The organism is Candidatus Endolissoclinum faulkneri L5, assembly GCF_000510265.1.
In the GTDB taxonomy this organism is placed as follows: Bacteria; Pseudomonadota; Alphaproteobacteria; order Thalassobaculales; family Thalassobaculaceae; genus Thalassobaculum; species Thalassobaculum faulkneri_A.
The window spans coordinates 637,582-651,468 of record NZ_CP006745.1; the positions used below are offsets into that span (position 1 = coordinate 637,582).

Here is a 13,887-nt window from a genome sequence, read left to right on the forward strand (position 1 = left end):
CTCACGATCCGATAGTAATACTGATCAATTGGACATTAAACTGTTGCTTATAGCAACTATCTATGCTCAATAATAATTGAGTTTATTGACATTTTATTCTTAATACCTAGTTAGAAATTATCTTAAGACATTATACCTTTGTATGGCATCTTAATATGATTTCTTAGTTTCACAAAAAAAATTATATCAACTTCCTGAGTAATTCTAATTGATGAAAAGAATTTTATAGAGCTATTTTACTCAAATTATGTAGGTATTCTCAGAATGCTCTTTAAACCGAGATTGGGTGGTAAATCTTACACTATTCCTAGTTAAGATAATTTCTAAATTTTGCATGGTGTTATATTTGTCTTAGCTATCTTGGCAATAGCTAAGTAAGCTTAGACAATTTAAGTATCTACATAAAAGAAAGTTGACAGATTAACATGGTAAAGTTTTACATAAATTTTTATGATGATTTATATAAATCATCATCATTGTAAATTTTTTATTGCAAAACTAAGAATAAATATTCTATTCATCTTCACGTTGCAAAATGGTACAACTATTTAGGTTTATATTATGGTTAATTATCTGCTATAGAGATTAATTAAAAAGGTAATCTCTATAGGGCTAGTTTCTAGCACATAGCTTCTAAATTATGGCGCATTTTGTTTTTGATGATGAATACTTGCACTGCATATCTATATTCCTTAGTTCAATTATATTGGAGTTTTTATTTATGGGAATTCTTTATATCTTCCGATTACCTACGAAGTATTATTTATTCTTTACTACCGATATAGTATAGAATACTAAGCTTAATTTTTTAACATGCTCAATTTTTACGTTAACGAATATTTAATTATGAGATTACTTTCAGTATACTAAAAATATCTAAGCTTGTATTTATCAAATTTGTATTGAATTGTATATTCTTTCGCAATATCCATAGAGTAATTGATTTTTAATCAACGATAGTTGATAGCCAAACCTTTACTCAACAAGAATATCATTATAGCTATGTTTCAAGACGATTATGACGTACATCACTTTGTATCTAACAGATGCTAATCTTAAAAATTAATGGTATTAAATTTTACATTACCTTTTTGATTTACTAACAAAATTTATCCTAACAAGCATTAGATAAACATTCAAATATTAAATAGTAGCACTACACTGCAAGCATAAAATACTTAATTACTTAAAATTTGTCGAGTGAATTATTTATCTTATTCTAATGATTTCTGGACGTTGGAGAGTATTTTTGTTGTGTAATCGCATTTCTGATTAAAGCTACATACAAATTGTTTGCTGTTAATTGCATCTTTCTAGCAGAATAGGCTGGTTTACAGCATAAATTACTGTGCTATTTAGACAATCTAGCCAAACTTATTGGGCTGGATTTAAAATATATTTATTCTTAATACTAAAATCATTGCCTTATTAGTATTGAACTGTAGCGTGGCTGAATTGATGTTAATTTGACATTGATAATCGCATAAGATGCAAGGTGAAGTAGAAAAATATTATTGGTATTTTCTTCTTTACTTCAGACTACCATTTACATTCTAAAAAATAAGGTAAGCTTGATATTTTAACTTGATGCTAAATACACTAGTTTTGTTGTTCGTGGTTTATGCCTTAGGCATAACGGCTCTAATTAATGGTTTGCTTTCTGCTTAATATACCTCTAATAAGATAGAGATAAGCTAAGGCGAACAAAAATATTTTTGTTGGTAAGTGGCAGAGCGTCATTAAAAATAATAATACTAGTGATTTTTACTAAAAGATTTTTAAAATGTGGAGATGTAATAGATCTTACATTCAGTAATAATGAATATTGATTACAAAGAGTGCAAAATAATTTACCAAATAAAAAATGACCAATCATATCATTAGCTTACTTTCTAAACAAAATTTACTTAATTGTTTTCATCGAAAGTTATAACCAAAAGATATAAAAACAATAAAATGATCATATATATGTTGGTAATAAAAGAGCAATACTTTATACGAAATTGATCTTCAATGGAGAATAAATAGTAATTAAATACTTGATATTTTTCTATGCAGATAATCTTGATGATTGTTGTAGAGTATTGTGAGTTAGTAACAAATATAACTCTTCAGGTTGAGGTAACTATGCTGAGTTTATAATCAACGATTACTTAAATATCGTTGATAGAATTGCAGTTGGCTATTGTTAGCTGTTATATTGCAGTCAATTTGCAAAGACTAAAACAATATCTGTAGCTATATATTGTTTTCTGATCATGCCAATACTACAAGAACTATATCCAGATATGATTCTTGTATTATAGCAAAAAAATTTTTTAGGCTATTAATTTTTCATTATTTGGTTTTAGTAAATAATGATTTTTATATCAGCTCTAACAAAGTTGGCTAATTACTACTGTGATTAATTATCCATTAAAACAATATCCTAGATTAGTATCCATTTATTCGAGTAATTGCCTTGCCTAATGTATAAATAATACAAGACGATAGATATTTTATTGGCTATAAATATTATCGGTTTATTGATATGAACTATGATTTGATAAAAAGCTGTTAATATATAATGAAATGTATTGATAAATTCGTTGATAATGGGCCTATTGGGTATGTCGTCTGCTTCTTTGTTGTGCTTTAAAAGCTAACGTAAATGGGAAAATTATGTTTGATTTAAGCGACAAGATTGCTTTGGTAACTGGAGCTACCGGCGGTATTGGTTTTGCTGTTGCCGAAAATCTGCATAGACAAGGTGCTCATGTAGTATTGTCTGGTACTCGTCAGATGGTACTAGAGGAAAAAGCAGCCATGCTAGGTGATCGGGTATCTATAGTCTTCTGTAATCTGGGCGACAAGGATTCTGTGAAAAGTTTGCCAAAGACAGTTGAAGCAAGTATCGGCGCTCCAGTAGATATTTTGATAAATAATGCTGGTATTACTCGTGATCAAATGCTTGTACGTATGAAGGATGAAGATTGGGACCAAGTAATTTCCATCAATTTAACTTCTTGCTTTCTTTTGTCCAGAAGTTTAATCCGCAGTATGATAAGAAAGCGTTGGGGTCGTATTATTAGTATTTCTTCAATTGTCGGTACAACAGGAAACCCTGGCCAGACAAATTACGCTGCTGCTAAAGCGGGCTTGGTTGGTTTTTCTAAGGCACTAGCTGCAGAAGTGGCAAGTCGAGGTATAACTGTAAACGTTATAGCTCCAGGACTTATTGCTACTGCAATGACTGATGCGCTTCCATATGAACAAAAGGAGAAACTTTTGGAAAACGTTCCTGCTAGACGATTAGGTACAACAGATGACATTGCTGCTTCTGTGCTTTATTTAGCTAGCGAAGAGGCTGGTTATGTTACAGGTGCTACCATTCATGTCAATGGCGGAATGGCGATGCTGTAAAGTAGAGCAAATACAGTTGCCTTGTTAAAAATTGAGTTTTTGGTCTTAGCAAAAAAACTTATCTTACAAACGACTGATCCAAATAATCGCTGGTTGCGGATTTCACGGTAGGTCGGATAAATAATTGATAAAAGCGCTAGTAATATAGATAAATCAGAGGTTTATAGTTATGATTGATGTTTCTCAGAGGGTTAAAAGGATCGTTGTTGAACATTTAGGTGTTGACGAGGCAAAAGTAACAGAAGATGCCAGTTTTATTGATGATCTAGGAGCAGATAGTTTAGATACTGTTGAGCTAGTCATGGCTTTTGAGGAAGAGTTTTCTTGCGAAATTCCAGATGATGCTGCCGAAAAGATTTTAAATGTCAAAGACGCAATCGACTTCATTAAAAGCCAAGGAGGTTGATTCGACTTTTAAAGCGTATGCTTTAATCGTCTACTCGCTTCACGAAGTTGTAAATGAATGATGTCATGCGACGCGTCGTCATCACTGGTCTCGGGATAGTTAGTCCGCTGGGATGCGGTGTTGAAACCAACTGGGATCGTCTGATGGCCGGTAAATCCGGCATCAGGGCAATCGACAGTTTTGACGTTTCTGATTTGTCAGCAAAGATTGCTGGTATGGTGCCTGAGGGAACTAAGGATGCTGGTGGTTTTAATCCATTAGAGTGGATTGAACTTAAAGAACAGCGAAAGATTGATCGTTTTATTTTATTTGGTTTAGTTGCTGCACAACAAGCTATTGAAGATTCTGGTTGGCAACCAAGAGATGCAAAGAGTCAAGAACGCACAGGGGTAATGATAGGCTCTGGTATTGGAGGATTAACCACCATCGCTGATGCTGCTGTTCTATTACAAGAGCGCGGCCCGCGACGTATTAGTCCATTTTTTATTCCGGCCGCACTAATCAACTTGGTTTCTGGTCATGTCTCGATTAAATACGGCTTTAAAGGACCGAACCATTCAGCGGTGACTGCTTGTGCCACAGGAGCTCATGCCATCGGTGATGCAGCACGGATAATTGCTTTGGATGATGCTGACGTTATGGTTGCTGGGGGAGCAGAAGCAGCGATTGGTCGACTTGGTTTAGCTGGCTTTGCAGCTGCTCGTTCCTTGTCCACTGGTTATAATGATACACCTGAAGAAGCATCACGCCCTTGGGATGAAGGGCGTGATGGTTTTGTGATGGGAGAAGGGTCTGGAGTGGTTTTGCTTGAAGAGTATGAGCACGCTAAAAAGCGTAATGCGAGTATTTATGCTGAATTGATTGGTTATGGGCTATCTGGTGATGCTTATCACATAACGGCTCCTTCTTATGCCGGAGATGGAGGATTTCGCGCTATGAAAGCCGCGCTGAAGCGAGCGAAGATGTCACCGTACCAGATTGATTACATTAATGCACATGGTACATCTACACCCTTGGGTGATGCTACCGAATTTAGAGCAGTAAAGCGTCTGCTCGGTGATGCCGCTGCTACCGTTTCTATGTCATCTACCAAATCTGCAATTGGACATTTGCTAGGTGCTGCCGGCGCCGTAGAAGCAATTTACTCGGTATTGTCCATTCGTGACCAAGCCGTACCGCCTACGCTAAACATGAACAATCCCTCCAAGGGAATTTACGGCATGGATTTAGTACCGAATGAGGCACGCGAGCGTCCAGTTCGTACTGCCTTATCAAATTCCTTTGGGTTTGGCGGCACTAATGCGTCCCTTATTTTCTCTAAAGTCTTGTGATTAAGCAAGCAAAATGTATAGTAGAATATTTTTTTTGACTTTGACTTTGTTATTTTTGTTGGCATTTTTTATTACAATGGCTTGCTGCTCTTGGATTAAATTTACTCGGCCTGGCCCGCTTGTTGCTGCAACTAATCTAATTATCCCGGTTGGTTCGAATATTAAGGCAATTGCTGACCTGTTGATGGAAGCGGGGGTGATTAGCGATATTAGTGTATTTGTGTTAGGAGCTAGAGTAACCGGTAAGACTAGAACCTTAAAGGCTGGTGAATTTGCTTTTCCTGCTGCCATTAGCCAACAGGGCGTACTTAAAATTTTAGAAAAAGGAACAGTAGTTGCTCATCATTTAACTGTAGCAGAAGGACTTTCCGTTATTAATATTGTAGCCATAATAAACGCAACTCAAGGTTTGAGTGGTGAAATTCATGATATGCCATTGGAAGGAACATTGTTACCTGAAACTTATTACTACGTTTATGGCGACAAAAGAGCTGACATTATTAATCGCATGCGCCTTGCGATGGATAGGACAGTGAATGAGTTGTGGAAAAGACGCGATCCGGCTCTACCGATAGCTACTTCTAAGGAGGCTTTAATACTGGCTTCTATTGTGGAAAAGGAGACAAAGATAGAGGCTGAGCGTCCGCTGGTAGCAAGCGTCTTTGTCAATCGTTTAAATTTTAGGATGAAACTACAGTCAGATCCTACTGTAGTTTACGGTATTTCGGGCGGTGAGTGTCTAAATCGTCCTCTAAATAAAACTGATTTAAGACTACACACTCCATATAATACTTATATAATCTCTGGCTTACCGCCTGGACCCATTTCTAATCCAGGGGTAGCTTCCATAGCAGCAGTCCTGCAGCCTGCAAAAACAGATTATCTTTATTTCGTTGCAGATGGTAAAGGGGGGCATGCGTTTTCCAGTACTTTGTTTCAACACAACCACAATGTTAGTGATTGGCGAAAACAGCAAAAAAACTCAGCATACAGCTTGTATAATTAGTATTGTATAAAATTAGCTTAAGATCGATTATCGCGTGATCGCACTATTTTGAGAAAAAGAAAAACATAATAACTTTATTAATCGTTAATCAAAACTTTGAGGTTTATGTTTTACTAAAAATAAAAGATAAAGTTTTCCATAATGTGCGAAGATTTAGTTGTTTATTATTTAATTTATTATGCTTTACTGTTAGTAAAATATTCTCATTAATTGAAATAAGTTTTACTGAGCTTGTTGTTATTTCCATCCTATTGAGCAAAAATACAATAAAGCCAATACAAATTCACTATTAGGGTTTTGGGAGATATTCTGGTAAATAATTAATTTTTCTCACTATTATGCTAAAATAATTTAGCTTTTTTAACTAGTTAATCGTATTGTTAATTTCTTTGAGATTTTCTAAAAGTTAGTCTCCATAAATTCGATTATATTCCTTTGGTATAATTAACAGTTCATAAGTTCTATTAGTATAGAAATGTGAAATAATTTGTTTAGGTGGTATCGATTATTATATAGAATGAATAAAGTATAGAACTAATTTTGTTGGAGCGGAAAGATTAGCATCTTCTTTGTTACTATAACATAGTATGTTATAGTAAACTGATTGCTTCTAGATAAAAAAATTATCTATTAATAGTCCTTAATTTTACTTATTTATTTAAAAAGTAAGTTTGTGGTTTTAGCCAAAAAAAAAGATCTCTTAATTTTAAGAATTATCGGCAATAGTGATCTTTCCAAGAAGTGCTTATATAATTTACTGATATTTTTACGCAAATGCAAAAATATAGTATAGCTTTACTGGGTTACAAAAGCATAGTTTGTCTTCTTGGATTAGTGTTGATCTAAATTTAATAATTATGCATTAATACCTGCAATTTAAGTAATAAGCTTAATATATTTTTTGTATACAATAATCACATTTTTGCTTTGGTAGAAGTTGATCGAGCAATATAGTAAAATCTTTAATATTATTAATCCGGAGATTTTTTATTCAATGATCAGTAGACGCAGTTTAATGCTCATTCTTTCTTCTCCTTCTGGAGCCGGTAAAACTTCTATTGCTCGCAAGCTTTTAAATAATACATATGACATCTCTATATCGATTTCTGTAACTACTCGATCACCACGTCCTGGTGAAGTGCATGGTCTTGATTATTTTTTTATTAGTCTTACAGAATTTCAAGTTATGCTTAGTCGTAATGATTTGCTAGAGCATGCTAAGGTGTTTGGAAATTACTACGGTACTCCACGTAAGGCGGTGGAAGGTATACTTGCGAGTGGTAAGGATATTTTGTTCGATATTGACTGGCAAGGAGCAGAACAACTTAAAGCAAATATAGGATCAGACCTTGTAAGTGTTTTTATTTTACCTCCTTCTAATAGCGAGTTGAAGAACCGGCTTCGTACTCGCTCTCAAGACAGTAAAACAGTACTTACTCAGCGGATGGCTAATGTAGCTGATGATCTCAGTCATTATCAAAAATACCAGTACATAATTATCAATGATGATATTGATGTCAGTGTGCATAATATATCTACGATTATTAGCGCCGAACGTTTAAAGCGAGAACGCTTAGTAGGACTGACAGAATTTGTCAGGATCTTGAGTGAAGAGAAGGAATTATCTTAAAATACGTAAATATTAATATATGATATATAACTAAGCTAAAAGTATTTAATATTAACAAAGGAATACTTTTTTTAAAAATTAATTTTTACAATTAAATTTATAAATTAGTATAATGTTTTGTCTAGTAAGTTATCAACTTTATAGGACATACAATGTAATGTAATGTAAAAAAGATTGTATTTAAAAAGATAATTACTCTTTTAATTATTAATGAAAACGTAATTTAGGAACTAAATTAAATAGTTATGATTGACTAACTTAATAATTATCCGAAAACGTACTTTACTAATTCATTGAATTATAGTAATTTGAAGTTAGTCACTTTTGTGATTGACTATCACTTACTAAGATATGTTTTATATTAACTGCTAATAAATTATTCACTTATCTTATCAAATAAAGATATTTAGGATTCTAAAGTATTCAGTTTACCAATGATTATTTAATTTTATTCAATTAACTTAGAATAATTATTCCATACAAGATAGTTCGTGTAGCTTATTTTTTACTCCGATTTTAATTTTTGCTGGATGAAAAAGATCTAAAGGCTACTTGTAATGAGTAATATTATAGGTTTTACTCATTACAAGTAGGTATCTTGAATAATAACAAAATACGTATGGATAAAAATCACATTTATTGATTGACTGTTCAAGTTGTAGATTGATCGTTTTTTAATTTATGACAATTATACAATAAGTAGAGTAATTTTTAAGGAAATGCTAAATATACTAGTAAATTAGGGGTAATTCTTAATTCTAAAATAATATGCAGAATGCCGCACATCAATAATATTTAGCTTGTTGTTTTAGATGTACAGAATTCACAAAATTATAATTTTTATTCTCGCACACATTACAAAAAATAATGATTTTGATAGCATAGTGATGTGTGTTAATGCATAAGTTAAATTAACTTAGTATATCTATTGTATTTTAGTGTTTATGTTACTTAGCATAATTTGGCGCATTTACTCATAATTAGTAGTAATTAGTTTTTTTTCGATTAGTTAACAATAAAAATTAAAATACAGTCACTATAAACTGGATAATATACTTTTTGGTTGAATAAATTATTATTAGATGAATTTGATTACCATTAAATTTTGTATTTTAAGTTGTATTTATAAAATTAGATATTATATGCTCTAGATAGTTAGAAATTAAAATAAATTGTTAAATTTCAAATACTTAATATATTATTTATATCCAAGCGTTATTTTAATATTATTTATATCCAAGCGTTATTTTATTATTAAATAATTGCCATTTATCTACTTACTAAGGAGTAGTTTTATTAAATTCGTTAAAAATATTTTTTTCTTTTGATGTAATGATAATTATTCAAGTGGCATTCAGAATATTTCGAGACTGATTAGATAAGAATATTTTAGATACTCTACGACATATAGAAATAAAGTTATACTTAAACCATAAGTGACTATATATCAGAAGATAGATTTTAACGCAATAATTTTATTGCATAGGCTAAGATAACTTCTTATAGAGTATTAATCTATTAACCTATTTTGTTTATTATATATATTTTAGAGCAGTAGGGACAAATTACTTTATTCTCTTCTTTAGCAATTTCTAGAAATATACGAGGATGACCCATTAATTCGTCACCTCCATCACATTTTACTGAGTATTCGTTTACTTCGATACTCTCGAACGCATAATTGTTTACTTCTGTCATCGGTCATCCTTAGCTGTTAAGTAAAAATAGTTAATCGTACTTAAGGCAAGCTTATCTTATAAAATTTTATTGCTATTTTAATAGTAAATAAAATTTAACGGTTTTTATTAATCATTTGTATGATGTTTATGCTGCTTATCTTATTTTGCGCTAGCAATTTTTAATAAAACTTAAAATTTCTAGCGCATTTAATAAAGCGACAAATGGTAAAATGTAACTATTAATGAAAGTTTAACAATATAAACAGTAAAGCTAAATCTGGCTTTAATTTCTTTATGCGCATACGCAAACAAATATAAATCAAATAATATTTTTATTACAGATTATCATTATTTGATTTTGATATTTTTTGCATTTGTAACTAGAGTACAATAGAGTAAAAATTATTATACCCACAGCAGCTTATCTTATGTTTCGAACCTTAACGTGAAAGGAATTCAACTATAATTTAGTTATCACCGCATTTTTTATATTCCGTAAATTATTATCATTTGTTTTATTTGAATCAACTTCTGCAATTAGTACTTGAGTGCCAATGAATTTGCTTTAATTGCTAATTTTATCGTATTAAAATTATCGAATCGATAAAGCATAACTAGCTATTACGTGCTAGCTATGCTTTATTTATGCCGAGAAAATTTCATTATTGAGCAACTAATAGATGAGTAAAACGATTGTGCATTACAAATTTCAGATAAAACAGCAATAGGTTAGTAAATGTAGCAATTTTTCTTAAAAAATGCTACACTAGGAACAAAAAATATTGTTTTTTCTAAGCAATTAAATAAATCTAATACAGAATTCAGTTTGCTTACGCAAATACGTAACAGCCTATACATCAGTATAATAACTATCTAACCATCATCCAATGAATATGATAACTAGAAAATATTTTATATGCTACATAGAGTATTTTATTTTATATCCTATATAGAGTATGTTTTTAAAAATATACTAATACCTTTAAATAAAGTATTCGTTATAATTATAGCCAGTACTATTAATATTCGCTATACAAATATATTTTACTTCATACTAATGCTTGTAAATTGATCCTTAGTAGATTTTGGAGGATAAGCCTATTTATACTTAAATGCAACCGTTTTTGGTCTATTACGTGATTAATTCTAATACTGGATAACCAGAAAATTAACGTTATCTCACATTATTCTTCTAAATTGTTAAACTACAAGATTTGTTTATAATAGCGCTTGTGTTATTATGATTCTTATAAGCGTGTTTTATAAAGTGACAAAGATGATCGATTCCATACTAATAAATAGTATTTTATATTCAAATAAAATTGCAGCTAATTCTGTAATTAGCAAAATAACATCTACTACATACTGAGGTATCTAGGCTAATTTTTGCAGCATGTTTAAGTCCTAGTAAGAGATATTACTCTGCTCCTCTGCTTTTGTGATAGGTATAACGATAGTAGTTAGCTTGTTTTTTACGTAGAAACTGATTGCATTTTGGCAAAATCCTGTTCTTAATAATAATAGAAATCAAGATATCAAATAATAATAAAAACACAATTACATAATGTATAGTAGAATACTGCCATTGCACCGCTTGTGCTTGTCGATTTATTAGTATTAGCCGTGTTCTCCATTAATAGTCAGTGAGCTATTATTAGCAGAAATATTCACTACGTCACCGTTTTTTATACTGCCATTAAGAATATAATTCGCAAGCGGATTTTGCAAAGAACGTTGAATAACTCGCTTTAGGGGACGAGCACCGTAAACTAAGTCGTAGCCTGTCTCAGCTAGCCATGCTAATGCAGCTTCATCTATTTCTAGGTGAATACTGCGGTTGGCAAGCGTATTACGCAGTCGGGCAAGCTGAATATTAACGACACTCTTCATATTATCTCTTTCTAGACGCGTAAATATTATCACCTCATCAATCCTATTGAGAAACTCAGGCCGAAATGACTTTTGCACGACTTTAATCACCTCATTTCGCACAGAATCTACAGAGGACCCATCAGGAATTTCTGCTAAATGATATGCACCCAAGTTTGAAGTCATAGTTATAATAGTATTACGAAAATCGACTGTATGACCTTGTCCATCAGTCAAGCGGCCGTCATCTAGTACTTGTAATAGTATGTTAAATACTTCAGGATGGGCTTTTTCTATTTCGTCAAATAATACGACTTGGTATGGACGTCGTCGTATAACCTCAGTTAGGCTACCTCCTTCCAAATAACCTACATAACCTGGAGGTGCACCAATTAAACGAGCTATGGAATGTTTTTCCATATACTCAGACATGTCAAGACGAACCATAGATTGCTCATCATCGAACAAGAATTCTGCTAGTGCTTTGGTTAATTCAGTTTTTCCTACACCGGTGGGTCCTAGAAATAGGAAAGATCCAATTGGTCTATTTGGATCTTGTAATCCTGTGCGCGAACGGCGCACTGCATTAGAGACTGCCGATATGGCTTCGTTTTGACCAGCAACACGCTTATGCAGATTAAATTCCATTGCTAGTAGCTTGTCTCGCTCGTCTTTAAGCATCTTTTCTACAGGAATGCCAGTCCAGCGCGATACTACCAAAGCGATATCATCATCTGATACTTCTTCTTTTAGCATACGTGTAGAGGCTATATTCTCGCTTTGAAGTATCTTTTGCTCTAGTTGCGGAATGATTGAATATGTCAATTCTCCAGCTTTTGTTAGATCACCAGCACGTTTAGCAATTTCTAAATCATTACGAGCAACTTCAAGCATTTCTTTTATTTTTTGAACACGTGTCAGCATTTGCTTCTCTCCTTGCCAACTTGCAGTTAGCTCGGATGAACGTTTCTCCATATCACCTAGTTTATTAGTTAGAATTTCTAGACGCTTACAACTAGCCTTGTCATTCTCCTTTTTCAAAGCCTCGCGTTCAATTTTAAGTTGTATAATTCTACGATCTAATTCGTCAATTTGATCTGGTTTGCTATCAAGTTCCATACGCCGCCGACTTGCAGCTTCATCCACTAAATCAATCGCCTTATCCGGCAGAAAACGATCTGCTATATAGCGATTAGATAAGTTGGCAGCTGAAACTAGCGCGTTATCAGTGATTCGTACTCCGTGGTGTAGCTCATACTTCTCTTTTAGACCTCGCAATATACACACCGTTTCTAATATACTAGGCTCATCTATCATTATTGGTTGGAAACGTCTAGCTAGGGCAGCGTCCTTTTCAATGTGTTTGCGGTATTCTTCAATCGTAGTTGCACCAACACAATGCAACTCACCACGTGCTAATGCTGGCTTTAACATATTTGAGGCATCCATAGAACCTTCAGCTGCACCAGCACCCACTAGAGTGTGAAGCTCGTCTATGAATAAAATAATATCACCTTGAGTCGTGCTAAGCTCCTTCAGTACTGTTTTCAAACGCTCCTCAAACTCACCGCGAAATTTTGCGCCAGCTATTATTGCAGCCAAGTCAAGCGCCAACAATTTTCTTTTTTTTAGTCCCTCTGGTACATCACCGTTAATAATGCGTTGTGCTAAGCCTTCAACTATAGCAGTTTTACCAACACCAGACTCTCCGATCATTACTGGATTATTTTTAGTTCGACGAGATAAAACCTGTATGGTGCGACGAATTTCCTCGTCGCGTCCAATTACCGGATCTGTATTGCCATTCTGAGCTAATTTAGTAAGATCACGAGTATACTTTGTTAAAGCATCAAAATTGCTTTCTGCATTAGGACTGTCTGCAGTTTGGCTTTTACGCATATCCTGTATTACCTTCTCTAGGTTTTGTGGCAATAAATTTTCATTGATTAATGCTTGCGGTGATTCAGCATGCGAAACAATGGCAATCGCTTGTAGTAAACGCTCAACAGTAACGTATCGATCGCCCGATTTTTTCGCGATCTCTTCTGATTTAGCCAGGACATTTACTAGTTCTGGCGATATATAGACTTTATCTTTAATATTGCTCTCTACTCGAGGTATTTTGTTAAGTGTTTCTTCTACTTGGGATAGTATAACATTTGGATGACCGCCGGCACGCTGAATCAGATTAACTGCAAATCCTTCATCATCTTCAATTAATACTTTAAGAAGGTGCGCTGGCATCAGTTGTTGATGACCAAGATAGAGCGATAATGTTTGAGCTGCATACAGTAAGGCATTGCATCGATTAGAAAATTTTTCAAAATTCATATTTAAATTCCACTATAATCTATAGCTTTCTTAATAGAAATAACCTTCTATGAGCTTAAATAGCCTAATAAGCTATCTGTTGTTAATTATTTTTTAAGCTGATAATACATCTGTCATACTATTTTAATCAAAGCATGAGTGATAATTGTCATTTAATTTATCGTTTTGTGATAAAATGCATACTGAATTACGTTTAAAGCGTTCCTTCTTATAAGGAGAGTTATTTGCAATCT

Annotated in this window: 7 protein-coding genes; 5 read left to right on the top strand and 2 right to left on the bottom strand. The window is 33.1% G+C overall.

Going from position 1 to position 13,887, the window contains the following annotated elements; all coding sequences use genetic code 11:
* Positions 1-2,661 precede the first annotated feature (2,661 nt).
* From fabG to gmk, 5 genes are all read left to right on the top strand, one after another.
* The gene (fabG, locus tag P856_RS01940; RefSeq protein ID WP_025300490.1) at positions 2,662-3,402 is read left to right on the top strand and encodes a 3-oxoacyl-[acyl-carrier-protein] reductase; all 741 of its coding nucleotides are present in this window, start codon (positions 2,662-2,664) and stop codon (positions 3,400-3,402) included.
* A gap of 169 nt (positions 3,403-3,571) precedes the next feature.
* Positions 3,572-3,808, top strand: coding sequence for an acyl carrier protein (locus P856_RS01945; RefSeq protein ID WP_025300491.1), 237 nt, complete (start codon positions 3,572-3,574; stop codon positions 3,806-3,808).
* A 65-nt stretch (positions 3,809-3,873) separates the two neighbouring features.
* Positions 3,874-5,139, top strand: coding sequence for a beta-ketoacyl-ACP synthase II (fabF, locus tag P856_RS01950; protein WP_025300492.1), 1,266 nt, complete (start codon positions 3,874-3,876; stop codon positions 5,137-5,139).
* Between the two features lie 76 nt (positions 5,140-5,215).
* Entirely contained in the window at positions 5,216-6,145 is a 930-nt protein-coding gene (mltG, locus tag P856_RS01955) for an endolytic transglycosylase MltG (protein WP_227028689.1), read from the top strand.
* A gap of 994 nt (positions 6,146-7,139) precedes the next feature.
* Positions 7,140-7,775, top strand: a complete 636-nt coding sequence (gmk, locus tag P856_RS01960; RefSeq protein WP_025300494.1) for a guanylate kinase — start codon at positions 7,140-7,142, stop codon at positions 7,773-7,775.
* A gap of 1,518 nt (positions 7,776-9,293) precedes the next feature.
* Here the strand turns inward: gmk and P856_RS01965 are convergent.
* A complete protein-coding gene (locus P856_RS01965) occupies positions 9,294-9,473 on the bottom strand; it encodes a zinc-finger domain-containing protein (RefSeq protein WP_025300495.1) in 180 nt (59 codons plus the stop codon).
* A gap of 1,598 nt (positions 9,474-11,071) precedes the next feature.
* Complete coding sequence (gene clpB / locus P856_RS01970) at positions 11,072-13,654, bottom strand: ATP-dependent chaperone ClpB (RefSeq protein ID WP_025300496.1); 2,583 nt, start codon at positions 13,652-13,654, stop codon at positions 11,072-11,074.
* Between the last annotated feature and the right edge of the window lie 233 nt (positions 13,655-13,887).

Coding starts and splice junctions, on each gene's coding strand:
- fabG (WP_025300490.1), top strand. CDS start 2,662: ATGTTTGATTTAAGCGACAAGATTGCTTTGGTAACTGGAGCTACCGGC.
- P856_RS01945 (WP_025300491.1), top strand. CDS start 3,572: ATGATTGATGTTTCTCAGAGGGTTAAAAGGATCGTTGTTGAACATTTA.
- fabF (WP_025300492.1), top strand. CDS start 3,874: ATGCGACGCGTCGTCATCACTGGTCTCGGGATAGTTAGTCCGCTGGGA.
- mltG (WP_227028689.1), top strand. CDS start 5,216: ATGGCTTGCTGCTCTTGGATTAAATTTACTCGGCCTGGCCCGCTTGTT.
- gmk (WP_025300494.1), top strand. CDS start 7,140: ATGATCAGTAGACGCAGTTTAATGCTCATTCTTTCTTCTCCTTCTGGA.
- P856_RS01965 (WP_025300495.1), bottom strand. CDS start 9,473: ATGACAGAAGTAAACAATTATGCGTTCGAGAGTATCGAAGTAAACGAA.
- clpB (WP_025300496.1), bottom strand. CDS start 13,654: ATGAATTTTGAAAAATTTTCTAATCGATGCAATGCCTTACTGTATGCA.